A 24,924-nucleotide genomic window follows, 5' to 3' on the forward strand; every position below is an offset into this window, starting at 1 on the left:
CCCCTTGAGGGAGAAGGTGGGCGCCGGAGGCGCTCGGATGAGGGGTGTCGGCGCGACATTCAGAAACGAAGGGGCGACGTCGTGGCCGAACCTTCAAGCCGCCGCGACGCCACCCCTCATCCGTCTCGCTGCGCGAGCCACCTTCTCCCTCAAGGGGAGAAGGAAGCGGTCAGCCTGTCGCCTGGCCGACGCCGCGGCCGCCGCCGGGCACGGGGGCCACGTCCAGCAGCTTCAGGCGGAACACCAGCACCGCATTGCCGGGGATCGTCGGCGGGCCGCCCATCTCGCCGTAGCCCAGTTCCGGCGGCAGGAAGAGAATCCACTCGTCGCCGGGCTTCATCATCTGCAGGGCCTCGGTCCAGCCGGGCACCACGCCCTCGGGCGAGAAGACCGCCGGAGCGCCGCGCTTGAACGAGCTGTCGAACACCGTGCCGTCGGTCAGCGTGCCCTCATAGTCGACCTTGACCAGATCGTTGCGGTCAGGCTGGACGCCGCCCGCCGGACCGGAGGCCACGACCTTGTACTGCAGGCCGGACGGCAGGGTCTGCACCCCCTCTTCCGTCGCGTTCTGCTTCATGAAGGCGGCGGATTCCGCGGCGTTCTTCGCCAGGTCTTCGGGCGCCGCAGCCGGACGGCCGCAGGCGGCCAGAGCCAGCAGGGCGGTCGCTGCGACGGCGGCGATGGAGGGGCGTTTAGCCCATGCGAAGTTCATAACCCTGGTCCTTCAAGGCGGCGCCGATTTCCTCGGCATGACGGGAGTCGCGGGTTTCGACCATGATGTCGAACTCGGCCCCCTTGGCGGGCACGTCCAGCGCCAGCCGGTTGTGCACCACGTCGATGATGTTGCCGCCCAGACCGCCGATCACGGCGGCCATGGCCGACAGCATGCCGGGGCGGTCGTCGCCCAGGATGCGATAGACGATCAGCCGCTTCTCGCGGACCATTTCACGGTTCAGCACCACGGCCAGCATGCGGGCGTCGATGTTGCCGCCGGTCAGTTCGACGCCGATCTTCATGCCCTTGAAGCGCTCGGGATTGGCCAGGATGGCGGCCAGACCGCCGGCGCCGGCGCCCTCGGCCACCGTCTTCTCCAGCGTCGCCAGCAGCGCCACGCCCTTTTCAAAATCAGCCTCTTCGCAGACGAAGACCTCGTCGATCAGGCTGTCGGCCAGGGCGAAGGGGATTTCGCCCACGGCCTTGATGGCGATGCCCTCGGCGATGGTCTGGCCGCTGCACTTGGCCGGTTCGCCGCGACGCCGCGCGGTGAAGGACGGATAGCGGGCGGCCTCGACGCCGAAGATCTTGATGTCCGGCTTCATCGCCTTGGCCGCGATGGCGCTGCCCGCGATCAGGCCGCCGCCGCCGATGGGAATGATGAGGGCGTCGAGGTCCGGCGCGTCCTCCAGGAATTCCAGGCCGCAGACGCCCTGCCCCGCAACGATGCCTTCGTCGTCGAAGGCCGAGACGAAGACATAGCCGTGCTCGGCCTGAAGCCGCTTGGCCTCCTCGGTCGAGCCGGAGAAATCGAGGCCGTGGATGACGACGTTGGCGCCGTGGGCGCGCGTGCCGTCCACCTTCACGAAGGGGGTGCCTTCGGGCATGACGATGGTCACGGGCACGCCCAGACGGCCGCCGTGATAGGCCAGGGCCTGGGCGTGGTTGCCCGCCGAAGCGGCGACGACGCCGCGCTTTTTCTCGTCCGGCGTCAGCTGCAGCAGCCGATTCAGGGCGCCGCGCTCCTTGAAGCTGCCGGTGAAGTGCAAATTGTCGAACTTGATCCAGATCTCTGCGCCGGTCAGCTGCGACAGGCGGCGGGAGTAGCGGACGGGCGTGCGGTCGACCTGACCGGCGATGCGTTTTTGCGCCTCGCGGATATCGTCGATGGTGACGGTCATGAAGTCCCTGATTTTGTTTACGGCCGGCCTCTTTCGTCCGGTCTACGATCCCCTTGTGGAACAGGGCGGGACGGCGAGCAACCTTGACTCGCCCCGCCCTGCAAGGTCATGCCGGGTCGACGCCTGAACTGAAACCGGGAGCCGCCCTCATGACCACCTTCTCGCGCTCGCCCGCCCGCCTCAAGGGGCTGGCCGCCCTCGTGATCGGCGGTCTGGCGCTTTCCGCCTGCGCCACGACGCCGATGGGCGGCAGCGCCGTCGGCCCCGCCGTCTTCAACGCCGACGACTTCGCCTGGTCGACCCGCGCCGGCCAGGCCTCGATTGAAGGCCGCGTGGCCTTCGTCCAGGACGGCCGCGCCTTCCAGTGCGCCGGCAACATCGGCCTGATCCCCGACACCCGCTACACCCGCGCCCGCATCGACCGCCTGTACGGCGCCGCCGATCGCGCCGCCGTCCCGGCCGCCGTGGTGCGCGCCCGGTCGGCCGGCGAACAGGGCGCCGACTATCGCTCCTATGAACGGGCCGAGCCCTGCGCCGACGGCGGCTTCCGCTTCTCCGGCTTGCCGGACGGAAGCTGGTTCCTGATCGCCCCGGTCAAGGCCGACGACAGCGTCATGGTGCTGATGCGCCGGGTGCAGACCCGCGGCGGCCGGGCCGTCAATGTCACGCTCGGCGGCTGAAACTCCCCCAGCTGAGCCGTTAGCCAGGCTGTAAACTAGGCCGTTAGCTGAGCAGTTTTTCGACGGCCGCGTTCCTGCGCGGCCGTCGTCGTTTGATCAGCGTTCGCCATCCTTTGGCCCCAAGAAACCGCTCTCTGAGCCGTTCCGTTCAAGGAAAGTCGGGAGCGTCTTCTTGTCCCAGCACAACATCATCGGCTCCGAAGCCTTCAGCAATCACCCCTATGTGCTGGTGCGCAACGTGCGGCCGGGCGGGTTTCGCCGTCGCCGGTCGCGCTCGCTGATCGCTTATGGCGTGGTGGCCGTGCTGGCCCTGTCGGCCGGCGCCGCCGTCGCCGCCTTCGCCATGGGCCCTCTGCTGATCGACAAGGCCGCCGAAGCGCCTGCGACGGCGACGCCCGCGCCCCTGACGGCGCCGATCGCGCCCTAGGCCGCCTTCTTCTCAGGGCACCACGAAGGCCATGGCCTGGGCGAACAACTCGCCCCGGCTGCGGACGCCCATTTTCTGATAGGCCCGCTTGAGGTGAGACCGGACCGTCTCCAGCGAGACGTCCATGATCTGGGCGATGCGGCCCGTCTCATTGCCCGCCAGCAACATCTCCACGATCCGCCCTTCGGACGGCGACAGCAAATGGGTCTCGATCAGGGCCTGGAATCGCACTTCGCCGCCGACGCACTGCAGCGTCAGGCCGATCAGGCAGGTCGGCGCCGACGCCACCTCGCGCGCCCAGATCACCCAGGTCCGCCCGTCGGACCCCGGCGCCGCCAGGCACCGCGTCTCATCTGATCGGGCCTGGGCCATCAGGCGCGGCAAGGCGCGCGATCGTGTGGACAGCCGCCCTCCCTCGACGCCGAACAGCTCGCCGTCCTCTTGAAGCGCGCGCGCGGCTTCATTCAGCCACACCACCTCCAGCGTCCGCGTGACCAGCAGGCGTGCGCGCATCTCGTGATCGATCCAGGCTGCCAGGGCGCGATTGCACTGCCCCTCGACATCGTCGGCAGGCGCCATCCATGGCCGTCGACGGCGATCCGGGTTCAATCGTCTGTCCGGGGCGAACCACGCCCCCTCTCCGGCCCGGCGTCCTGCCCGGCCAGCCTCCCACACAGCTTGTTCCAACACCAACGCTCCAGGACTGGCGCACGGCTTCGCTCGAAGCCGGCCGCATCTTCAACGTAAGCAACGCCTGAGCACTAACGACACCTTAACGCATATCCACAGGAAGCGCATCTTTATTGCTTTTTGCGACTTGAATTTCACATTTCAGGGTTAAGCTTCGCTGCAAATGACGCATTCACGCCCCATCTCATCCTCCCGCGGATACGGCGGGCGTCGCCTTCAAGTCGGTGGGCGCAATTGAAAACGGCGGCCCTTCGCAGGACCGCCGTTTCCATGTGAGCGCCTCGGAAGACTAGGCGACAGCCGGCTGTTCAGCCCCGTCGGTCTCGTCCGAGGGATCGGGGATGTCGTCCAGTTCGCCTTCCCATTTGGCGACCACGGCGGCGGCGACGGAGTTGCCGACCACGTTGGTGGCCGAGCGGCCCATGTCGAGCAGGTGATCGACGCCCAGAACGATGGCGATCCAGGCCTCAGGCAGGCCGAAGTAGGTCAGGGTGGCCATGATGACCACCAGGGAGGCGCGCGGGATGCCGGCGATGCCCTTGGACGTCACCATCAGCAGCAGCAGCATGAAAATCTGCTGCGACACGCTGAGTTGCACGCCGTGGGCCTGCATGATGAACATGGTGCCGAAGGTGCAGTAGAGCATCGATCCGTCCAGGTTGAACGAATAGCCCAGCGGCAGGACGAAGCTGACGATGCGGCGGCGCACGCCGACCTTGGGCAGGGCCTCAAGGATGCGCGGATAGGCCGCTTCCGAACTGGCGGTCGAGAAGGCCAGCAAGGTCGGGGTGCGGATGGCCTGGAACAGCGGGATCACCCGCTTGCCCAGCACCACGGCGCCGGCCAGGAACAGCAGGCCCCACAGCACGCCCATGGAGCCGTAGAAGCCCAGCACGAACTTGGCGTAGGTGCCCAACATCTCCAGACCTTGCGTGGCGATGGTCGAGGCCAGGGCGGCGAAGATGGCGAAGGGCGCCATCTTCATCACGAACTCGGTCACCTTCAGCATGATGGAGGCGGCCTGTTCGACCAGGTGCAGCACCGCCGGGGCCTTGTCGTCCAGGGCGGCGACCGCCGTGCCCACGAAGACCGAGAAGACGACGATCTGCAGGATCTCGTTCTTGGCCATGGCGTCGAAGATCGAGGTCGGCACCAGGTGGGTGATGAAGCCATGCAGCGAGAAGGCGTCCGTCGAAGCCGCCGGCGCGGCGGCCGCCACGGCTTCAGGCAGGTGCATGTTCGCGCCCGGCTGCAGCAGCTGGACCATCACCAGACCCAGCACCAGCGACACGATCGAGGCGCCGATGAACCAGGTCATGGTCTTGACCCCGATCCGCCCCACCGAGGCGGCGTCCTCCATGTGGGCGATGCCCGCCACCAGGGTCGTGAACACCAGGGGCGCGATGATCATCTTGATCAGCCGCAGGAAGACGTCGGTGATCAAATTCAGGTTCGACGCCGCGGCCGACGCCTCGTCAGCCGTCAGGAAATGATTGAGGCCCCAACCCGTCAGGACCCCCAATATCATCGCTCCGACGATGAAATAGGCGAACAAGCGTTTCATACAAAAAGTCGTCCAGCTTTGCAGGCCCGACGTCGCCGGACCGCAGTTACAAACCGATGGAGGATCCCCACCCGCCCAGAAGGAAGAGGCAGCGAATAAACGAAAATCCTCTGACCTCCAACGAACTCCTCGAGGTCTAGGCGTGCGAAGCATGGATTGGCCGTCGAATTTCGGCCTAGAAACGAATATTTTCCGGCCTGGAGTCTGAAAATTCGTCCACGCCTGAAGCAAATTCCGAAAAGGGGCGATCTCACCCGAATTGTCCGAGGCGGCGCAGGAAAATACTCGCCTGATGCGCCGTTGACCGACGCGACGCAAATTGCGTCCGCGCCTCGAAGACGCCAAGCTGCGCTCAAGCCTCGCAGAAGGCTGATCGAGTGAACGCATCAGGAGTCCGCATGTCCCGTCCCACCCTTGGTTCCGCGCGCCGCTTGGCCGCCGGGCTGGCTGTCCTGGCCCTCTCCTCGACCAGCGCCCTGGCGCTGGAGGCGGCGGCCTCCATCTCCACCGTGCCGGCGGCGACCGCAGCGCCCGCCCGCACCCTGACCACGCCGATGGAAGCGTTCGGCCATGAGGTCGGCGCCGACTATCGCCTGATCACCTACACCCAGTTCGAGCGCTACCTGCACACCCTGGCCGGACAGTCGGACCGGATGAAGCTGCTGGAAATCGGCCGGTCGTCGGAGGGGCGGACGCAATACCTCTCCGTCGTCTCCTCGCCGCAAAATCTGGCGAACATCGACCGCTATCAGGAAATCGCGCGTCGCCTGGCCAAGGCCGAGGGCGTCAGCGAGGAAGAAGCCCGCGCCCTGGCCGCCGAAGGCAAGGCCGTGGTCTGGATCGACGGCGGCCTGCACTCGACCGAGACGGTGCCGCCCCAGGCCCTGATCGCCGCCCTCTATGAGTGGCTGACGGCCGAGGACGCCGAGGCCAAGAGCATCCTGGACGACGTGGTCATCCTGTTCGCGCCGCTGAACCCGGACGGGTGGGAGCTGGTCTCCACCTGGTACATGCGCAACGAGGATCCGCTGAAGCGCGAGTACGACAGCATCCCTGTGCTGTATCAGAAGTACGTCGGCCACGATAACAACCGCGACTACTACCTGTCGGCCATGACCGAGACGACCAACGTCAACCGGCAGTTCTTCCGCGAGTGGTTCCCGCAGATCATCTACAACCACCACCAGACAGCGCCGGCGGGGACCGTGGTCTTCATGCCGCCGTTCCGCGACCCCTTCAACTACAACTACGACCCGCTGGTCATGAGCACCCTGTCCGAGGTCGGCGCCGCCATGCACAGCCGCCTGATCGAAGAAGGCAAGCCCGGCGCGACCATGCGCAGCGGGGCGAACTATTCGACGTGGAACAACGGGATGGAGCGCTCCGTCACCTATTTCCACAACGCCGTCGGCCTGCTGACCGAGATCACCGGCCACCCGACGCCCAGCCGGATCAGCCTGATCCCGCAGAACCAGTTGCCGCGTAACGACCTGCCCATGCCGGTCGCGCCGCAGACCTGGCGTTTCGCCCAGTCGATCGACTATTCGCAGTCGATCAACCGCGCGGTGCTGAACTACGCCTCACGCAACAAGGACCGGACGCTGTTCAACATCTGGCGCATGGGCCAGAACGCCATCGACAAGGGCGAGACCGACACTTGGCGCCTCACCCCCTCGGCGGTGGACGCCCTGAACGCGGCGGCCGGAACGCAGGTTGACGCCCGGCGCGGAATCGACCCCGCCCTGTATGAGCAGGTCATGCGCGACCCGGCCCGGCGCGACCCGCGCGGCTATGTCATCCCGGCGGATCAGGCCGACCTGCCCACCGCCGTCGCCTTCCTGAACAGCCTCATCAAGACCGGCGTCGACGTCGAGCGCGCCACACGCGCCTTCACCGTGGGCGGCAAGACCTATCCGGCCGGCTCCTATGTGGTGAAGACGGCCCAGGCCTATCGCCCGCACGTGCTCGACATGTTCGAGCCGCAGGACCACCCGCACGACCTGCAGTATCCGGGCGGCCCGCCCGCCCTGCCCTATGACGCCACCGGCTACACCCTGGCGCTGCAGATGGGGGTTCAGTTCGACCGCATCCTCGACGGCTTCGAGGCGCCGACCGAGCGCGTCGCCGATGTCATGGCCCCGCCGCCCGGCAAGATCGAAGGCGCCGGCCGCGCCGGATGGCTGATCGATCATGCGCCGATCAACGGCTACATCCTGACCAACCGTCTGCTGGCGGCGGGCGTACCGGTCTACTGGCAGGAAGGCGAGACCCGCGCAGGCCGCGCGACCCTGGCCCCCGGCGCCCTGTGGATTCCCGCCGACGACAAGGCCCGTCCGATCGTCGAGGCGGCCGTGCGCGACCTGGGCCTGAACGCCCACGCCGTCGCCCGCGCCCCCGGCGGCGAACGGATCACGCTGAAGCCGGTCCGCATCGGCCTGGTTGATCGTTACGGCGGCTCGATGGCCTCGGGCTGGACCAAATGGATGCTCGAACAGTTCGAATATCCGTTCGAGGTCGTCTATCCCCAGCGCCTCGACGCGGGCGACCTGAACAAGGACTTCGACGTCCTGCTGTTCGCCTCGGACATGATCCCGGCCGACCTGTCCGCCGCCGCCCAGCGCCCGCAACCGGCGCCGGACAGCATCCCCGCCGAATACCGCAGCTGGCTGGGCCACATCACCGCCGAGAAGACCGTGCCGCAGTTGGACGCCTTCGCGCGGGCGGGCGGCAGCGTCGTCACCATCGGCTCGGCTCACCGCCTGGCCGCCGCCATGGGCGCGCCAGTGCAGGACGTGCTGACGGGCGCGGACGGCAAGCCCCTGGCCTCGACCGACTTCTTCATCCCCGGCGCGGTGATGAAGACCGAGGTCGACAACAGCCGCCCCCTGACCTTCGGCGCGCCGCGCCAGATGGACGTCTTCTTCAACCGCAACGCGGGCTTCCGCCATGCGGGCGAAGGGGCCTCCCTGGTGCGCTATCCGCAACAGGTGGCGGTCTCCAGCGGCTGGGCCATCGGCTCGGACAAGCTGTCGGGCGCCGACGCCGTGTTAGACCTGGAGCACGGACAGGGCCGCGTTATCGTCCTGGGCCCCGACGTGGTGAACCGCGCCCAGGCCCGCGCCTCCAGCCGCCTGCTGTTCAACGCCCTGTTCTACGGCCCGGCGACGACGGCGCGCTGAGTCTCAAGCGTCGCCACGAACAGGAAAGGCCGCCCGGCGATCAACCGGGCGGCCTTTTCATGGATGTAGTCTCTCGGAGGCCGGCGCAAAGCCAACCGCCAGCTTCAGAAAGGCTCTGTCTTTTCGGGGAGTGTTGGAGCGGGTAGCGAGAATCGAACTCGCGACATTCAGCTTGGGAAGCTCCAAGGGTAGTCGAAGAATCAATGAGCTAGCCCCCAACCGGGGCCTTCTTGGCCTATTTGTTTTCAATGGGTTACAGGCGTTTTCCCAACTGAAACCGGCCGCCGCCACGCCCTCTTGTTCTTATTTCGTTCTCATGTAGGAGTCCGCCTCGGGTCGGTGCTTGAGGAGGACGAATATGGAAACGAAACCCCTTGGCCCAGACGAGGCCTTCGCTCGCGATCTGGAGCAGCTGGACCGCGAGCTTGAACAGCGAGACGGCGCAGACATTCCCACTCCAACGGTCGATCTGATCGCAGGGCTGGTCGCGGGAATGCGGCTTGTGGGGCGCCCGCAATGAGCGACTTCGTGCCAACCGCTACCGAGCTTCAACTGGCGCAGATGGTCGCCGTCTGGCGCCAGGGCGAGGCCGCCAAGCACGACCCGGTGCTGGTCAATATGCTGGCTCGCCATGCGGCCACGCTGAACCGGATCGCTCCAGGCGCTGCCGAGAAGGTTCTGGCCGCCTTTGAGGACATGAAGGCGCAGGGATTATCGCTTCGCGCCGCATCAGGTGATCATCCATGACGCGATACAAGGGCATGTCGAGCAAGCAGGTGCTGGACGCGAACGACCTGGCGGAGCTGGACGACATCTACCGACGCCTCCAGCGACTTCATGGCCAGTTGAACCCGGTATCGTCTCAGCGCTTTCCGCTAATGGCCGCGTCGGCAACGGTGAAGGCCGCCTGGACCGACCTCAGCGGCGCTGCGTTTAGTTGGAGCTACCCTTACGAGGGCATGGCGCGCGCTGTCGATCGGTCTAGGATCAAGCTTCAGGAGCCCGACTCCACAACCGGCTGAGGGCGTGAGAGGCTTCGCCCAAGGTGGTCATATCCTCAGCGTTCGAAACGCGGTTGCTGACCAAAGCAAAGGCGAGCGCGGCGCGGCGAATCGAGACCTGGCGGCCCTAAGCTGACGCGCCCTCCATCGCAGACAACAATGGAGGGCGCCGCTTCCCCGGATGCGCACGCGGGCCAGCGAGGCGCGGCGCATCACCTTAACTGATCCAATATCCTGGGGTTCCGAAAGCAGGGAGGATTTTGGGCGCGTATCCAGGAGAGATTTGTCGGGCTCAAGGCAATGTGGGACGCTCCGGCATTATGACCGACAGCGCCCGCACTCTCAAAGACCTTGAAGATTTTGCAGAACGGCTTAACGGCCCCCTTGGGGATGCACTCCGGGCTACGGGCGTACTGCTGGAGAGGCGGCTTCGCGAGAGAAGTCTGGTTTGGGCGGATCTAGACGACAATCAGGTCGCCGATCTCTTTCTCACCGCATTCCTGGAAGCAGCGCCGGATGCCTACCCACACGTTGAACGGGCAGCGGTGGAAGAGGCCGTGCAGGCCATGGCTGCAAACGTGAAAATGGAACTGGCCGCCAACGCTGGCGGCAGCACTACGCAGAACTGAAAGCCCCTCGCCGGCGCTTGGGGCATCCGGCGAGGGGCTCTGTCCAGAAGGCAGCCCCAGAGGATGGGAAGGGCTGCGATGAGCCAACTGACCAGACTGAAGACGGTTCCCAACGAAGAAAGGCCCGCCCTCCGAAGAGAGCGGGCCTCAAAGGCGGAGCCCAAAGCTCGACGCTGACTAAGCTGCCAGCGGCTCTGCCCGCCCGCCGACTAGCAAATCGAATAACCTGACGGCGGCGTCATATGAGGGCGCCTTAGCGATCACCTCGAGCCCGGCCCGTGGGTTCTGGCTGTCGATTTCGTAGACGAAATACCCGAAGTCGCCTCCGAGACCGCTTTTCACCGACTCACGGTATGCCTTTGCTGAAAGGGGGGAAACGCACAGCGTGCGCCCTCCGGGAACCGTCGCTGAAAGGAAAACATCTTCCATGGCTCCGCTCTCCAAAAAATACCGATACAATGCCGAGCCCAGGCTGTCCGCCAATCAGCTCGCTGAATATCTTAAGGCTTCGTCCGCGAGGCGTAAAGGAATCATTAAGGACGCCAAGTTTCCAAGAACCGCAGTAGTCGCTCAATACAGACACGCGAGGGAGGCAATATCAAAGTTCATCTGCTCCGATATTAGAGATCATAGAATTTTAGCAGATGTCACAAACGCCTTGACCGAAAAGGAGAGCGACGAAGATGCGACCGGTTGGTCACGTGACGACGCGAGGCGGTCTCTAGAGGCGATTCAGGTTTTCCAGAAAAGCATGAATGCCATGGGCGTGGATAAGTTGGATTGTCGCCCGATCGCTAGCGCGCAGCCGCCTCTCCTTATCGGCGGCGTCACCATTAGTGTTTCCCTCGACGCCACTGCCCATCGCATATCCAAGGGCAAAGATATGGTTGGCGGTGTCAGCTTCCTCTTTTCAAAGGCCGCCGAGACTTCCGGGACCGCGAGAGCTGACCGCTGCAAAGTGGCATCGGTACTCACCATGCTATTTGCCCAGGAACACTTAGCATATCTCGGTCAGGCAGACCCCGCTATTTGCTTTTCCTTCGATGTGATGGCCGGAAAAGCCTACCCGGCGCCCAAAACCTACAAAACGCTGCTCACAAATATGGAGGCGGCCTGCGAGGAAGTAACCTTACGTTGGGCGGTTACCCCTGCTCCCGATGACTATGACGGACCTCCGTGGTCCTAACGCCAAGCTCGCCACCACGGCCGCCCTATTCGCTCGACGGCCTCCGCATCCCTGGCCTCGCAGGCGCGCACGATCCCGATCACGTCCGAGGTCCTGCCGTTCGCCGTCCTGAGAGCGCCAGTCTGCGCCACCCCGAACGCCATCCAGTCCCGCTCGTCGGAGGGCTCCTGCGGAAGGGCGGCGGACGGGACAGGCTCAGTCCACCCGGCCGGGATCAGTGCGGAACACGGCGCACTGTGCATCACGGTAATCGGAGAGCTGGCACACCCTGCGGCGAGCAGCGTCAGCGGCAGCATTGCGATCAGACGCATGGCGGATTTCCTTTTCAGCCTGGGTGACGATTGAGGCGGTGGATTGGTCTCGGGCGTCGGCCCTGTCGCGGATGGCGCTGGCGTCCTGCGCAGCGGCCGTGCGGCCCTCGGCCAGGGTCTTGTGCGCCTCGGCCTGCCGGAGCCTCTCAGCGGCCTTCTGTCGGTCATCGACGGCGCACATGGTCAGAAGGATCAGGGCGAGGGCGAGACAGGCGACGGCGAGCCAGCCGGTGGCGGTGATGTCGCGGAGCCGGATCATCGGCGTTTCTCCGCCTTGACTGCCTCTGCCATGGCCAAGATCACGTCGTCAGAAAGCCCGCCGATGAAGGCTCTATCGTCCCTTTGGCTGGCCTCATCCCGATACAGCGTCCATTCGGTCGCGCCGTCATAAGCGCGGCTCTTCACAAGACGCAGCGGTTGCTTATGGCGGGTCTGTCCGACCGCATATTCGATCTTTGCAGGGGTCATAGGATCAGTTCCTTCGCTTGCGCGGTCCGACGGCGGCGATCTTCCAGCCCGTTCGTCCCGCCGTTGATGGCCTTGGTCAGACCCAGCAGATCGTCAGCGTCGGCCTTGGCGTTCAGCTTGCGGTCGCTCCAGTAGACGCAGCCCACCAGCAGACCGATCGACGGATGCGAGACGATCTCCGGGTGGCGCTCCAGATCGATGCCGATCTGCCGGCCGTCGCGACGATAGTTGTCGCGGCCCGTAGTCTGAATCGGCCCGCGTCCCTTGAACCGGCGGCCGTCGCCCGGCTGGGTGTTGCCGAGATCCGCGCGTCCCTCATAGGCGGCCCCGCTGGCGATCTCCTCCATGTATCGGAAGCCGCCGCTCTCATGGGCGCACTGGCCCATGAAGTGCGCCAGGCGCAGGCCGCTATCGAGGATGCCGTAGGTGCGGAAGTGGACATTGGCCGCGAGGCCCAGTTCCTCGGCAATCGGCTTCTGCGCGCCCATCCGCGCGAACAGGGCCGTCAGGGTTCCGGCGCCGATGATGCCGTCAACGGACACGCCGAGGCGGCCCTGCAATCGACGTGCGTCGAGCATGGAGGTCTCCAGTTCAGATTGTAAGGGGAATGGCCGCACAGCTAGACAAGCGGGCTGGCCAATTACACAGTATCGTCGTTCACCGAGAGGGATCGAGATGCCACGAAGACGATCCAAACACTTACTGGAATCTGCGCTGATCGCCCTGTGTCTCGCGATCTTCGGAGTGCTTTATTGGCTGGCGGCAGGCGGGTAAGCGCCAGATAGCACTGCAACCACATCGAAGATCGCTTCGTTCAGGATCGGCCGAAAACGAGGTTCATAATGAATCAGAAGCCAGTTATTGAGCGCGCCTTCGAGTTGGCCGACAGCGGACGCTTCCGTATTCCTAGTGAAGTGCGCAAGGCGCTATTTCATGAAGGATACACGCGTTCAGATTTGTTTGGCCTAGAGGGTAAGGCGACGTGGAGCCAATTGCGTGACCGATGCAGCAAAGCAGGCAGGCAATCGCTCACGCCTGCTTAGGCGACGCGATTAACGCTCTGCCGTCTCACGTTCCGCCACAAGACATGGGCGGTGTAGGCCACGGCGCAGACCAGCAGCGCCTCAGTGTGCGACGCGCTGTAGTCTCCAACGGCAACCGTCAGGGCGTAGGCCCCCAGGACCAGCGACAGGGCGAACAAGGCTCGCCGCACGTCGCCCGGCCCCTCGGGATAGTCGCCCATCCGGGGCTTCAGCGCTTGCGCACGCAGCTGCAGGCAGGCGCTGCCGTAGCTGCTGGCCAGCGCAGCGATCCAGTCGACCCAGGTCATCCCGACTTCTCCTTGCCCAGGCGGGAGGCCCAGCGCTTGGCCCCCTCGATGACGAGCGGCAGAAGCTCCCAGCCCAGCCCGCCGACGACGAAGCCGACGGCGACGGGATCGACGGCCGCCCTCAACCCCTCGAACGGGATCAGGGCCACAAGCGCGGGGCCGAGGGCATAGGCGCCGATGGTCCCGACCAGCAGCCCGGCCGTGACATTGACCAGAGCCCGCCAGAAGTCGGTCAGCGTCGGCCGATGGCCCGCCTTCACCAGTTGGACGAAGGTGTAGACGCCGTAGACCAGCGACCCGGCCGCGCCGCCGAAGGCATAGCGCAGCCGCCCCAGGTCGAAGCCAGGGGGTAGATCAGACAGCATGCGCCGCCCTCCTCTTTCAGATTGTCAGGAAACAGCCCGCCAGAGGCGAACCGGGTTCGTCAGGCTTCCGGCTCGGCCAGGGCCTCGGGCGCCGGTTGCAGCGCCTGAACCCGACCCTGCGCGGCGGACAGACCGCTCTCCATCGACGTAACGATGCGTTGGAGCATCTGCTTGGTGCCTTCAGCTCCCTGCGTTCCGAGCGGGCGCGGCAGGTCGTCCACGCTATCGGCAATGGCGGCCTTCACACCGGACAAGAAGGCAACTGCCTGTTCCCCCGAAAGGAAGGCAACGGCTGCGTTTGCGGATGGCAACCGAGCTGCCTTGGCGGCTTCAGCGGCGGCGGCCATGGCGGCTTCAGCGGCGGCGAGCCTTTCAGCGTCTGTTTGCGTCATAGCGATCACCCTCCCCTAGTTATGTTCGCTACGGCCGGTGCCGGTCGTTCGATCCTCACCGCCGCGATGGCGGGTAGACCTTCGAGCGTTCACCCAGAAGATCAGGGCGATGACCCCCAAAAGCAGGGCTAAACCGAGATAGATCATCGGCTGCATGGCTCACTCCTCGTTGTAGAAAATCTCGACCTCGATCACGACATTCCCCGTGTTCCCGGCCGCGTCCCTAGCAGAGCACCCGAAGACAGCTCGCTTCGTCTGATTGGTCAGGTCGGTGTCGAATGAGAAGACGTGCTGGAAGGGCGCTGTCGTGTCGGTCCAGCGCGACAGCGAAGCCTCAATCGCAGCGTCACCGCTCATGCGGTAGACAATGAAGTCAACCGGCCCCACGGCCCCGACCGCTTCAACTGTGACGTTGGCAGTGCCGACCGAGCCCGGTCCCGTGCGTGAAGCGCTGATGTACATATGGGACGACTTCACATGGAAGCCGACCCCGCTGGTGTTGTCGAAGTTATAGGGAGCAGTGGTCATTCGACCGCTGTACCCGTTGGCTGTCGTCATGGCGCCGAGCGCAATGCCGACAGGCCCCCACCATTCCCGCAGGTTCGCATTGGCGCCGAACGGCGCGCCATCCGCCCGGACATAGACGGTCGATCCCTCAACAGTCTGCCAGGTGTCAGTCGCATCGTCGAAGACGGTGTTGCCGCCGAAATAAATCTGCTCCGCGCCGAAAGCCACATACGCGCCCCCCAGAGCCGATACGGCCTCGATGATCGCAGGCTTACTGCCTGACGCCTCGGACTTGATGCGCCAGGAAGCGATGGCCTGCTGGTTCTCCAAGTCAATGATCGCGAGGGACTGTTGGGTGACCGCCGCGTTGACTTGGGTCGAAGCGCCCTCACTATAACCAGACAAAACCGTCTGCGTTGCTGTCGCGGGGCGGCTATAGGGCCGGATGAACGGCATGAAGGTGTAGCCGACACCTCCGGGCGAAAGGTTCCGGACCAGAAGCCGTCGGTATGCGGTCCCGGCCGGAGCCGTTGCAAACCCACCCACGCGATCGAAGTTAGCCGGGTTACCACCATGGCCGCCGCCCGGTCGGCCTCCTGTCGCGAGCAGTGCGTTGTCGATGACGTTCTTGCTCTCGTCGCCGAACTCTATCCAGACCTGGCCGATAGCCGCGTGGATAGCGAGCATTGCGCCGCCCTCGTATCGCGCGTGCCCTTCCGCGGTCATCCAGCCAGAGCGCCAGTCCCCAAGCGCCCCTGCAGGCGGGTTGCCATTCAGGAAGCTGTAGAGGACGTTCTGATTGGCGGACCAATAGACATCGAAGTTCGCGCCAGACGACGCGCTGAGGTAGTTGCTGGCGAAGCCCCAGCTCGTATCGCCTGCCACATAGCCCCTGAACTCACTGTCCAGGACCTCGTTTACTCCTGAACGCGCCTCGACCCGATTGACAGCCTCCGCCCGCGCCGTCACCTCATTCGCCAGGGCGTTTTCAAGGTCGATGATGTCGGCCTCGGTGTTCGCCGTTCGAGCTGCAACGCCGCTGATGGCGATTGCGTTGGCCTGGTCGCCGTCGATACGCGCCTGATTGACGCCAGAAATACGAGCGCTGAGGTTGGCCTCCCCTGCCCGTGCTGCCGCGATCTCTGCGCCCTGGGCGTCCAGCTGGGTCCGGGCGTCAGTCAGAAGCTCCGACACGTCGAAGATATCGCCGAAGGCCGCCTCGATGTCGTTTCTGATGCTGACGATGGTCGGGGCGGTAGGAGACGGGTCCAGCAGCGGCGCCGTGCGGGGTCCGTAGACGTACCGTTCGGAGTAGTTCTGGTCGCGCTGGTACCGGACCGCGATGTAATAGGTCGCGCCAGGCTGCAGGCCATCGATCGGAATCGTCGTGACCGTAGGAGGCCCCTGATAGGCTTGCTTCCACGGCCCCGTCACAGTCGGCCCGTACTCCACGATCACCGCCGTGGCCGTCTCGTTGGAGACGATCCCGCCGAGGTCGAAGCCAGGAAGCTGGCCGCCGCCGGGTGCCGGCGGGCGCGGCGTGATCGTCCAGTCTCCGGGGAGCGGTGGCGAAACCGTATTGTCCGCCGGTTGTAGGGCGGGCGCAGGCGGCGGGGCGTCGGCCTGCCCGAAGGCAAACGGATACTTGCCGTCGCTCTCGGAGGCGAAGGTCACATTGATGATGTCGTTCTCGAGGTCGGGGTCGACGTTGAGAACGATGCACTTCTGGCCGTTCAGGACAGCCTCAGGCACCTCGAAGGTGAAGCAGTCACCCACCTCCAGATCGAGGTAATGGCGCAGCGGAGCCGTGCCTCGAATGCCCTCACGCGTATGAGCGATCTGCAGGGCGGCCAGCTCGCGCGCCTGCTTGGAGCCCGGCACGTAGTTGTAGGCCAGCCCCTTGGACCGGGTGACGGCAACGCCCTGCCCGTCCTCTTCGCGCCAGACATCCGAAGTGACCTCATCGGTGGCGACCATCTGCCAGCCGTGGGCCTCTGACCAATACTCCGGACGGATCGTGTTAATCCGCTCCAGCAATGAGGTGGTCGTGTCGTATTCGATGGTGCCCGCTGTATCGTCGGCAGTGATCGTGACGACGGACGTGCGCGGCGCGGCTCGGTGCAGGCAGCTGATCTTGCCCTGGCGCTCTGCGTAGATGCCGCCTCCCGCTTGCAGGAAGCTGTCGAGAACGGCGGCTTTGCTCTGGTCTGCGTCAGGCCAGGCCGCGCAAGCCCAGGCGTTCTCATCGAACACGTTCGCGGCTTCGACATAGCCGGAGAAGTCGATGCCTTCAGGCGTGGCGCCGATGCCGCCCACCTTCATCGAGGCGTAGGGTACGCCGTAGCGGGCGGGACTAAAGCCTCGAGCCTCCCCCTCCCAGCGGCCGATGCTCCAATTCAGGGCATGGATGTACGCATTGGTCGAATAGACCCATGTTGTGGGATCATCGATGCGGCAAGGGCCGGTGCCGCCGGGGTAGGTGCTATCGAAGCGAGGGTCGTAGCAGTACAAGCCCTCGATGTAGTGGATGCCGGTCGGCACCTTGCCCTTGAAGGCAGAGCGCTTCGAGTTCTCGGCGAGCGTGTACATATACGCCGCCTTGCCGCTGAGCTTATAGCTCGCACCCCAGCGAGGCATTGCCGCGCCGTTTTTCAGCCCCGACGGCGACGGCAGATAGGATGGCTCAGGCTGACGACCCCGCTGCCGCCCGAGATACATCTCGTTGGCGTATTCGGTGTTGATCGCCTTGCCCGAAGCGTCGAACGAGACGAAGGCGTCATCAGCCTTGAAAGCCTGCCAGCTCTTGATCGGCCCCGAAGCCGACATCACCCCGACGAAGCCGACGAACATCTTGTCGGGGCCATAGGTGGCGTTGTGGATGATGTTGCCCGCGCCGCCGACGCGACCGAAGGCAAATCGGTTGGGGGCGTTGGGGTCAGCGTTCCATTCGAGGGCTGTGCTGGACGACTTCACCTGCGGCTGGACGGCTTTAAACGCCTCGTTGGCCAGAGCCGCCGCGCCGATGATGTTGGCCGCGTTGAACGCTGCGACGGCCAGCGGGCCAGCAGCCACGACGGCGCTCGTCACAGCCGTGATGGCGGTGACGACCAGGGGAATGATCTGGGGCATCAGTCCTCGCGCGGATACAGGTCTTCGAAGGCGGGGAGACTCATCGGGCCGATGATCTTCCAGGCCGCGAGGTAGGCAGACGGGTCATCGACCCGGCAGACCGCGCCAACGCCGTTGACGAAGCCGATCACCCTGCCGTTGTCGAAGGCGACGGTCAGAGCGCAGCCGAAGGCGTTCTCGTCATGGGTCTTCAGGGCGACGATGTCGCCGGGACGTGCCATGGCGGGCGGGATCTGCCGGCCGGGGAAAGCCGCATCGACCGCTTCGATCAGCGACTTGAAGCCGAGCTTGCGCATCGCTCGCAGCCCAGCCGCCTCGGACGTGTAGCGAAGCCCCTTGGTCAGGCTGACGCGCTTGCCCAGCTTGTGGGCCGAGTGGCCCGCCAGACGGATGCAGTCGCGGTTCGCCTTGGGGTCGTAGGGCTTGCCAACAAAGCGTTCGTGGCAGGCCTTGGCAGCGGCGGCGCGCCGCTCGCCGATCGTCTTCTTCACGTGCGCCACTCCATGGTGCGGGTTGCGTTCACGACGGCCGAGACGTTCGCGTAGCCATTCTCACCCGGCCAGGCGCGGGTGTGGGCTGCGTGGTTCTGGCGGTAGTCCGCGTTGGCTTCTTTCTGCAGCGACCCATCGGTGATCAGTTGCATCGTCATCGTCAGGGACTTCCCGGCGCTGATGGCCGGTTGATCGACCTGACCGGAGAACTCCAGCTTGGGCGCGCTGACTAGAAGGCCCGAGGCGCGGTCAATGGCCCCGGACCAGATCTTGACCTTCGAGCCCTGGATCAGGGGCGATCCAAGAGCGGCCGCCGCGACATCGTCCTTGGGCAACAGCCCCAGGCTGGGACGCGTCGTCTGGTCGCCCGAACCGTTCGTGATGCCGGTGACGGACGACAGCAAGCCGTAGACGGGGTGCTCGCCGTAGTAGGCTTCCCAGCCCACGCCGCCCGCGTCGGAAACGGCGATGCCGCTATCGGTCCAGCAGACCGGGCCGTCGGGGCCAGAGATGCGGACGAGGATGCAGCGGATAGAGACCGCCTTGCGCCGCTCTGCGATGAGGGCGGCTTCCATCAGCCGCGCTCCTCGATGGTGAACGTCAACCAGACGTAACCGTCTTCCCGGATGGTGAAGGCGTCATCCTCGAGAGCGGGGAAGCCCTCTATCCACGGGTCGAACTCGACCACGTCATTGTCGAGGTGGTTGGTGCGGATCATCACTTCGAGAGGGATGGCGATGTTGCCCGAGCCATTGGCGGTCGCATCGGCGTCGGCCGCGTAGAGCCAGCGGCGCCCCAGCGTGAGGATACTGAAGAACTGGCCCTGGCGAACGACGTAGCCCGGCGTCAGGCCCTTGAGGTTGAGCGTCGTGCCGAGCTGAAGCCCGCCGTTGATCCTCGGCGCTCCGGGGTTGCCCACATCGAAGCCCGGTTGAGGCATCTTCATCAGCACCGTGTCGGAGGCCGTCATCAGCTTGCGCCAAGCCCGAGCGTCATTCGGCTCCATCGGCGGCATGTTGAAGTCGACGCTGTAGTGGTCGCCTTTCCGCGCGTTCCGCTGGCGGTTACCTCCCACCAGAGAGGTCACATCATTGCTCAGTCGCATCACCCCGTAGGAGAAGGGCGAACGCGGCTCAGGCGTGGTGGGGAGGACGTGGACCATCAGACAGAGATCTTTCGATTGCCGACCTGGCGGGCGTTCAGCGTATCCATCACGTCGCGTTTCGTGCCGGCCGCTGCGGCGGCGACCATCGGAGCAGCCACGCCGAAGGCTTCCTTCTGGGCAGTGCTGGCGACGTAGGCGTTCAGGCCCTCCCGGTCGGCCGTGACGCGGATTTCGACCTTGGAGGCGATGGCCGAGGTCGCTTGGTCGCGAGCTTGGGCGTCCATGGCCGAGTAGGAACGAACAGCGTTGGTGCTGTGATCTGGGCCGATGTCGTTATCGTTAGCCGCCCCTCTTCCGCCACCGCCCCCACCACCGGCGATCTTCACGCCTATAGCGGCGAGAGCGGCAATGGTCGCGGCGCCGGCTGCGAGGTTTAGCGGGAACGGCAGGGAGGCGATGGCTCGAGCTACGGCGACTACGCCGTGTGAGGCCGCCCGAATGGCGTTCTGGCCCAGCGTGAAGGCGGTCTCTTGCCCGCCGAGTGTCATGGATTGGATGGCCGACGCCAGTTGGTAGGCACGGTAGACCTGCTCAATCGCAAGCAGCGCCCTGTAACCGTCCGAACCTTCAGAGAAGTAGCCGCGGGCGGCGGAGAGCATGTCGCCATATGCCCCGATCGTTGCGGCCGCCCGGTCCCGCTCGAGTTCACCTGCGCGAGCACTGGTGAGCATGCCCCGGCGCTCTAGGTCATCCCGCCGCTCGGCGATCTCCGCCAGGCGCGCGTTGAGACCGGTCACGCTGGTCAGCATTCCACCAATGGCGTCGCCAGCCTCGCCAAAGGCCTCTCCGAACCCTCGCGCCGCATCCCGCATGATGTCGTCCGCTTGGCGAGCGAGGTCGAGTGTCAGGCGGAGGCTGTCGTTGAAGCGGTCAATGGCGTTGTCTTTGTCCCAGCGCTCGCCCTCGATCTGACCCGCCATGCCTATAGCGTCGGAATAGCCGGGGTCGCCCTCTTTGAGGCCGGCTTGGCGTAAACGCTGAGCTTCTGCCAACTGCGCCAGGGCGACCGCCCGCTCACGGTTTGTCGCGCCAATGAGCGACCGCTCCAGGCGGATCATGTCCAGTTGGTCGCGTTTAGCCGTCAGGTCGGCCGCTTCGATGCGCATCTTGTTCAGCAGTGCTTCGCCGTAGCGCTCGATTTCCCTCCGCAACTCTTCGGTTGGGGCCTTGAGCGCGCGCTGGGCAATCTCGTATTGCTTGGCCGCGATGGCGCTCATGCCGTACGTGGCGGCCTGGTCTTTAAGCGCCTCTATGTATCGCAACGTCTCGTCTATGCGCTTTTCGAGGTCGCTCTTTCCGCCGCTGCGCCCCTTGTTCGGATCGCCAGCCTCCTCCAGGGCTCGCCGCACGGCACGGGCCAGTGCTTCGTCACCAATCTCCCTACCCAAGGCGATGAGCGCGGCTCGGGCGTTCGCGATTTCGGCCGTGACGTTCGCCTGCAGGGACCGTCCGATATCGGCCGTGGCGCCATCGAAACGCTGGGCGATCCGAGGCAGCGCCTGCTCCGCCAGACTGGAGATTTCTACGAACGGCAGGCGGTTTGCTTGATCGATGAAGCTGTTGAGCCCGCGCACTGCCGCATTGACCAAGTCTTCAATGCCGCCGATGGCTGCGTTCACGCCGTCGATGACGATCTCGCCCAATGCCGCTGGGAAACGACGCCAGTTCTCGACAATCGTTTTGTAGGCCCCCACCGCCACGCCGATTTGCAGCGCCCAGCCGTCAACCCACGTCTTAGCGATCCAATCCATCACCTCGGAAAAGCGATCACCGAGCCAGCCAAGCGCCTCTCCTACCGGCCCTTCCATGATGTGGCGCCCAATCACAGTGAAGGTGGCCGCGATCGTATCGCCGAAGGTGACGCTGCGACTTTCGACGCGCTTCAGCTGCTCCTCGGTCAGGCCGAGGCCGACCGTGATATCGTCCGGAATGCCCTTTTGGAGTTCGCGGTTGAGTAGTCCAAACCCCGCGGTCGCTGACCCGGCAGCTACCGCGACAGCCGCCAGGGGAGCCAACACCGGAGCAAGGCGAGCGTAGAGCCCCGACAAGACGGTGTTGAAGTTGCGCCCCTCAGCGGCCGCCTGTTGGAACACGTCGGCAATCTGCGGCCCCTGTTGAATGAACACCAACATTGGGTTCATGCCCGATGCCAGCGACACACCGACGTCCGCAAACTGCCGGCTGAGGTTCAACCCCTCCAACGTTGAGGACCGCATAGCCGCCTGCTGCGCCCTCAGCACAGCGTCCTGCTGACGAACTGCCGCATTCATCGTCGCCAGCGCAGTGCTCGCCCGTCGCGCGCCACCGGCAAGGCTATCAGATGCGGCCTCTGCACGGTCAGCCGACGCCGCAAAGGCGTCGAGACGCTGATCGGCAAGCGCGGCCTCTTCCGAAGATATACGAATGCCCAGCTCGGCAAGGTCAGCCATAGAGCCTCCAAAGAAAAAGGCCCGCCGGAGCGAGCCTTGTTCGAATTCTGTTCAGGGTGACGGGGAGGAAGCGGCGCCGCAGGGTGCCCAAAAGACCGTTGGGGGCGGGATGGCGGATCAACCGAAGATATTCGTCTCATTGCCCAGTTTTCTGGCCAGCGGAGACGCATCATTTTGGCATTCAGTACTCAAAGACAGCGACGTTCTAGCTGAGCTATCAGATGGATCTGACCGAGTTTTAGCTGTTGTAGCGGGCGGAGCCCTTGAAGCTGACATCAAAGGCATGATTCAACGGTCAATAGTGGATGATCCTGAACTGTCGGATAGGTTTCTCGGCTTAAACGGCCCAGCAGGCGCCTTTGGCACCCAAGTCAACTTGGCGTACCTGATTGGCCTAATCGACCTGAGGATTCGAGGCGACCTCCTTAAGGTCGCAACTATTCGCAACCTATTCGCGCATCAGGCGCGAGGCTTGAGCTTCACATCGTCGCCCGTTCGTGAGCACTGCCGCGATCTTCAAATGCCTGACGTCTACACTCGATCGTGCGGTGATAATCCGACGCACGGGATCATGGTTCACAGCGAGTATGCTGGTAGAGTCATTCAACTGGGCCTAGACCTCGGCCAGAGAGACGAAAGACTAGCGAATCCGCGCTGGCGGTTCGAAATCACTGTGCAACTTCTAAGCTTCCTTTTGAAGCAAACCAGCCCGGCGCGCCCTGTTCCAACCACACCCTCAACATCGTGGGGAATGCAGCCCTGAGCCCGTCGTATTCGTCGTAGCAATCCCTCGCACCGACCCTAATTTCCTCGCACGCAGACCATCCCGCGCGCATCATCTCAGGCGTGACCACGATCTCCCGCGCCTCTTGCTCAGTCATGGTGATCTCCTGGGGGGGCACTCAATCGGCGTGGCTTTTCAGTGCTGACGCGTGATCGCCAGGAATCCATTCCCGCTCATGGGACCCGCACTCGCGCTCCAGCGCTGGCGCGACGACCTCATCGTTGGTCAAGGCTAGGCGCGGCTCTGGCTCCTCGATCTGGACGAAGAATCGGTGCCAGCCTCCGTACCCGCCCATCTGCGTCTTGGAATTGACTGCTCCGCATAGATACTTGGCATCTGCGGCTATCCGCACATCTCTGAACCGCGCGCTGGGATAATCGACTAGCCTATCGTCCAGAAGTCGCTTCGCTTGCGCGACCAGACTGCCCTGCGTCCATTCCTGCTGCCCAGCCGCAGGCGCCGCTGCGGCAACGCTCAAGCCAACAACTAATGCAACTGCTCTCATGGTGTCCTCCGCCGCGCCAACCTGTCATGGCGTCGCGATGGAGTCACCTTTCTGCTTTTTGCGAGCCGCTAGACCCCGGAGCATCCCCACCACGCCCTTGCCATTGCGGGTGCTGATTTGGCTGCTGGGGTTGTACTCTCCTAGGGCCACCGCCCTAACGGCATCGTCGATCCGGCGGATCAATCGCTTCTCCCAAGCCGTCAGGCCAGCCAGAGCGGCGCCGTTGAAAGCCTCGATCTCGCTCCATGTGATCGGGCTCATGACCTGCGCCACCGCCCGCGTCGCCGTTAGTTGGGCGTAGGCCCACCAAACATGCTGGAGCTCGTCGGGAAACGGCGGGAGCGTCCGATTGCCCGCCTGAACGGCTTCGGCGTAGCGGATCAGACCTTCGGCGAGGTCTTCACCCAGTTTCCCCGGTCGCGGACGAACCTCTCGGCCTGGATGCGAAAAGTCGGGAACTCACGATAGAACTTTCGCTTGCTGTCATCGTCGCACGCCCAGGTCTCGCCCCCAACGACGATGTTGGCGAACTCGGTCGTGGCTGCGGCGAGGAAGTCGATGGTGTTCGAAAGCGACTTCTCCGCCGTGACGCCGGCTCCGGGCGTGCGCTGGTTCAAGAAGCGGTTCGTCTGCTGGTTGGCCAGCTCGGTCAGCGTGTCGCTGTCTTGGCCCAACAGGTAGACGCCTACGGGTTCGCCCGCGTCGGTTTGGATCGGCTGATCGTCCAGATCCTTGAAGTGGCAAAAGGCGGGCGCGTTAGCGTTCGACGCCTTGAAGGCCGAAAGATCCATGGTGCGTATCCTGCAAAAGGACTGGCGGGCGCGACCCGCCAGTAGAGTTTAGGGGATGCGGCCTTATTCGGCCGGGACTTCGTGGATGTCGGTGTCGATGCCAAGGTTGAACGTGCGCTTATTCACGGCGTTGGAGGCGCCGACGTTCACTCGCTTCGACATCACCAGAGCGCCAAAATAGAACTCGCTCTCGCTGCCGGCTTCATCGGGGGCGTCGTTCGCCACGATCTTGAAGGCGTAACGGAAGCGGGTGCCTTCGGCCGCAATGGCCGCCAGTTGGCCGGGGTCGTCGGGGATGTTGGCACAGACGATCGACACGTCGCCGGCGTCGCGCGCGCCCTTGCGCTTGCGAACGCGCGCTGCGGACAACGAGGTGAAGTTGATGGCCGAGGCGGCGTCGCCGAACTCGCCAATGCTTTCGACTTCAGCGATTTCGACCCAGCCGGTCAGCGCGGCGTAGGTGGAAGTGTCGTCGGACGTGGCGACCGGGCCGATAAAGACCTTGGTGCCCAGCCCGTCAGAGAGTGCGCTCATAGGAGGCTCCTTCAGGTGGTGATGAAGCCGGCGCCCATCTCGGCAGTAGGGCGGTCAGGGACGGCTAGGAGGCGGTCCAGCTGATGGTGACCGGCGTCTCCGTGGAGACATCGCCGGGGATCGGTGACGCGGCCCAGGGCTCGCGGTTTACGGTCACGCGGGTGGCAGGGCCGAACAGCTTCAAGCCCTTCGCGAAGTGATCCATCACCTGCTTGGCAGCCCGGCGCTGGACGATCAGGCCCTTGCCCTTGGGCCAGACAACTGTGACCTGCAACAGGCCTTGATCAACCCGGCCCGAGGTCAGGCCCTCCCAGAAGGGAGCGTTGGTGAAGAGGTCGACGCGGAGATAACGACCATCGGCCGGCGAGTTGAACGCCACGTCCGGCATGGCAACCGGCATCTTCGGTGTGCCGACGTTGAGGGTCGCGCAGCGCGCCAGCAGCAGGCCAGCGACAACGACAGGATCGGCCAT

At 64.7% G+C, this 24,924-nt stretch carries 29 protein-coding genes; 8 read left to right on the plus strand and 21 right to left on the minus strand.

The window, feature by feature from the left end:
• Nucleotides 1–169: 169 nt before the first annotated feature.
• Together FM111_RS01815 and FM111_RS01820 are read right to left on the minus strand one after the other, a co-directional pair.
• Entirely contained in the window at nt 170–712 is a 543-nt protein-coding gene (locus FM111_RS01815; protein WP_143276023.1) for an FKBP-type peptidyl-prolyl cis-trans isomerase, read from the minus strand.
• Complete coding sequence (locus tag FM111_RS01820) at nt 693–1,895, minus strand: threonine ammonia-lyase (RefSeq protein ID WP_087139028.1); 1,203 nt, start codon at nt 1,893–1,895, stop codon at nt 693–695. Before FM111_RS01820 ends, FM111_RS01815 begins: the two co-directional genes overlap by 20 nt.
• 149 nt (nt 1,896–2,044) lie before the next feature.
• On the opposite strand from FM111_RS01820, the gene FM111_RS01825 reads away from it, so the two are divergent.
• Both FM111_RS01825 and FM111_RS01830 read left to right on the plus strand, forming a co-directional pair.
• Nucleotides 2,045–2,575: a hypothetical protein gene (locus tag FM111_RS01825; RefSeq protein WP_087139029.1), complete on the plus strand. Its 531-nt coding sequence runs from the start codon at nt 2,045–2,047 to the stop codon at nt 2,573–2,575.
• A gap of 172 nt (nt 2,576–2,747) precedes the next feature.
• Nucleotides 2,748–3,002: a hypothetical protein gene (locus FM111_RS01830; protein WP_087139030.1), complete on the plus strand. Its 255-nt coding sequence runs from the start codon at nt 2,748–2,750 to the stop codon at nt 3,000–3,002.
• A gap of 12 nt (nt 3,003–3,014) precedes the next feature.
• On the opposite strand, the gene FM111_RS01835 is transcribed toward FM111_RS01830, so the two are convergent.
• Nucleotides 3,015–3,581, minus strand: a complete 567-nt coding sequence (locus FM111_RS01835; RefSeq protein ID WP_087139031.1) for a helix-turn-helix transcriptional regulator — start codon at nt 3,579–3,581, stop codon at nt 3,015–3,017.
• Nucleotides 3,582–3,981: 400 nt separating this feature from the next.
• On the minus strand, nt 3,982–5,256 hold the full coding sequence (locus tag FM111_RS01840) for a dicarboxylate/amino acid:cation symporter (protein WP_087139032.1): 1,275 nt from the start codon (nt 5,254–5,256) through the stop codon (nt 3,982–3,984).
• Between the two features lie 398 nt (nt 5,257–5,654).
• On the opposite strand from FM111_RS01840, the gene FM111_RS01845 reads away from it, so the two are divergent.
• The 6 genes from FM111_RS01845 (at nt 5,655) to FM111_RS01870 (ending at nt 11,251) form a co-directional block, all read left to right on the plus strand.
• A complete protein-coding gene (locus FM111_RS01845; protein WP_179204986.1) occupies nt 5,655–8,435 on the plus strand; it encodes a M14 family metallopeptidase in 2,781 nt (926 codons plus the stop codon).
• Nucleotides 8,436–8,793: 358 nt separating this feature from the next.
• Nucleotides 8,794–8,955 (plus strand): hypothetical protein, encoded by a 162-nt coding sequence (locus tag FM111_RS16310; protein ID WP_179204987.1) that lies wholly within the window; start codon nt 8,794–8,796, stop codon nt 8,953–8,955.
• Complete coding sequence (locus FM111_RS01850) at nt 8,952–9,182, plus strand: hypothetical protein (RefSeq protein ID WP_087139033.1); 231 nt, start codon at nt 8,952–8,954, stop codon at nt 9,180–9,182. Before FM111_RS16310 ends, FM111_RS01850 begins: the two co-directional genes overlap by 4 nt.
• On the plus strand, nt 9,179–9,457 hold the full coding sequence (locus FM111_RS01855) for a hypothetical protein (RefSeq protein WP_143276025.1): 279 nt from the start codon (nt 9,179–9,181) through the stop codon (nt 9,455–9,457). Before FM111_RS01850 ends, FM111_RS01855 begins: the two co-directional genes overlap by 4 nt.
• A 299-nt stretch (nt 9,458–9,756) precedes the next feature.
• On the plus strand, nt 9,757–10,065 hold the full coding sequence (locus FM111_RS01860; RefSeq protein WP_087139035.1) for a hypothetical protein: 309 nt from the start codon (nt 9,757–9,759) through the stop codon (nt 10,063–10,065).
• 427 nt (nt 10,066–10,492) lie between these two features.
• Nucleotides 10,493–11,251 (plus strand): hypothetical protein, encoded by a 759-nt coding sequence (locus FM111_RS01870; RefSeq protein ID WP_087139037.1) that lies wholly within the window; start codon nt 10,493–10,495, stop codon nt 11,249–11,251.
• Between the two features lie 195 nt (nt 11,252–11,446).
• Here the strand turns inward: FM111_RS01870 and FM111_RS01875 are convergent, their stop codons facing one another.
• The 17 genes from FM111_RS01875 to FM111_RS01955 all read right to left on the minus strand — a co-directional run bounded on the left by FM111_RS01875 (nt 11,447) and on the right by FM111_RS01955 (nt 24,924).
• Nucleotides 11,447–11,821, minus strand: coding sequence for a hypothetical protein (locus FM111_RS01875; protein WP_087139038.1), 375 nt, complete (start codon nt 11,819–11,821; stop codon nt 11,447–11,449).
• On the minus strand, nt 11,818–12,030 hold the full coding sequence (locus tag FM111_RS01880) for a hypothetical protein (RefSeq protein ID WP_087139039.1): 213 nt from the start codon (nt 12,028–12,030) through the stop codon (nt 11,818–11,820). The genes FM111_RS01875 and FM111_RS01880 overlap by 4 nt, the downstream gene beginning before the upstream one ends.
• Complete coding sequence (locus FM111_RS01885) at nt 12,027–12,608, minus strand: glycoside hydrolase family 19 protein (protein ID WP_087139040.1); 582 nt, start codon at nt 12,606–12,608, stop codon at nt 12,027–12,029. Before FM111_RS01885 ends, FM111_RS01880 begins: the two co-directional genes overlap by 4 nt.
• A gap of 461 nt (nt 12,609–13,069) precedes the next feature.
• Nucleotides 13,070–13,360: a hypothetical protein gene (locus FM111_RS01890; protein ID WP_087139041.1), complete on the minus strand. Its 291-nt coding sequence runs from the start codon at nt 13,358–13,360 to the stop codon at nt 13,070–13,072.
• Complete coding sequence (locus tag FM111_RS01895) at nt 13,357–13,725, minus strand: hypothetical protein (RefSeq protein ID WP_087139042.1); 369 nt, start codon at nt 13,723–13,725, stop codon at nt 13,357–13,359. The genes FM111_RS01890 and FM111_RS01895 overlap by 4 nt, the downstream gene beginning before the upstream one ends.
• A 59-nt stretch (nt 13,726–13,784) precedes the next feature.
• Nucleotides 13,785–14,117: a hypothetical protein gene (locus FM111_RS01900; RefSeq protein ID WP_087139043.1), complete on the minus strand. Its 333-nt coding sequence runs from the start codon at nt 14,115–14,117 to the stop codon at nt 13,785–13,787.
• A gap of 15 nt (nt 14,118–14,132) precedes the next feature.
• Nucleotides 14,133–14,273 carry a hypothetical protein gene (locus tag FM111_RS16315; RefSeq protein WP_179204988.1) on the minus strand — a complete coding sequence of 47 codons (141 nt, stop codon included), beginning with the start codon at nt 14,271–14,273 and terminating at the stop codon, nt 14,133–14,135.
• A gap of 3 nt (nt 14,274–14,276) precedes the next feature.
• Entirely contained in the window at nt 14,277–17,753 is a 3,477-nt protein-coding gene (locus FM111_RS01905) for a hypothetical protein (RefSeq protein WP_087139044.1), read from the minus strand.
• Nucleotides 17,753–18,244, minus strand: coding sequence for a DUF6950 family protein (locus FM111_RS01910; protein WP_143276026.1), 492 nt, complete (start codon nt 18,242–18,244; stop codon nt 17,753–17,755). The genes FM111_RS01905 and FM111_RS01910 overlap by 1 nt, the downstream gene beginning before the upstream one ends.
• Entirely contained in the window at nt 18,241–18,819 is a 579-nt protein-coding gene (locus tag FM111_RS01915) for a hypothetical protein (RefSeq protein ID WP_087139046.1), read from the minus strand. Before FM111_RS01915 ends, FM111_RS01910 begins: the two co-directional genes overlap by 4 nt.
• Entirely contained in the window at nt 18,819–19,406 is a 588-nt protein-coding gene (locus FM111_RS01920) for a hypothetical protein (protein ID WP_087139047.1), read from the minus strand. Before FM111_RS01920 ends, FM111_RS01915 begins: the two co-directional genes overlap by 1 nt.
• Entirely contained in the window at nt 19,406–21,838 is a 2,433-nt protein-coding gene (locus FM111_RS01925) for a phage tail length tape measure family protein (RefSeq protein WP_087139048.1), read from the minus strand. Before FM111_RS01925 ends, FM111_RS01920 begins: the two co-directional genes overlap by 1 nt.
• 668 nt (nt 21,839–22,506) lie before the next feature.
• Complete coding sequence (locus FM111_RS01930; RefSeq protein ID WP_143276027.1) at nt 22,507–22,719, minus strand: hypothetical protein; 213 nt, start codon at nt 22,717–22,719, stop codon at nt 22,507–22,509.
• A 432-nt stretch (nt 22,720–23,151) separates the two neighbouring features.
• Nucleotides 23,152–23,535 (minus strand): phage tail assembly chaperone, encoded by a 384-nt coding sequence (locus FM111_RS16630; protein ID WP_444861013.1) that lies wholly within the window; start codon nt 23,533–23,535, stop codon nt 23,152–23,154.
• Complete coding sequence (locus FM111_RS01945) at nt 23,508–23,918, minus strand: hypothetical protein (RefSeq protein ID WP_087139052.1); 411 nt, start codon at nt 23,916–23,918, stop codon at nt 23,508–23,510. Before FM111_RS01945 ends, FM111_RS16630 begins: the two co-directional genes overlap by 28 nt.
• A 63-nt stretch (nt 23,919–23,981) precedes the next feature.
• Nucleotides 23,982–24,452: a hypothetical protein gene (locus FM111_RS01950; protein ID WP_087139053.1), complete on the minus strand. Its 471-nt coding sequence runs from the start codon at nt 24,450–24,452 to the stop codon at nt 23,982–23,984.
• A gap of 64 nt (nt 24,453–24,516) precedes the next feature.
• Complete coding sequence (locus FM111_RS01955; RefSeq protein WP_087139054.1) at nt 24,517–24,924, minus strand: phage tail terminator-like protein; 408 nt, start codon at nt 24,922–24,924, stop codon at nt 24,517–24,519.

The organism is Brevundimonas diminuta 3F5N (genome assembly GCF_900163625.1).
Classification (GTDB): Bacteria; Pseudomonadota; Alphaproteobacteria; order Caulobacterales; family Caulobacteraceae; genus Brevundimonas; species Brevundimonas diminuta_A.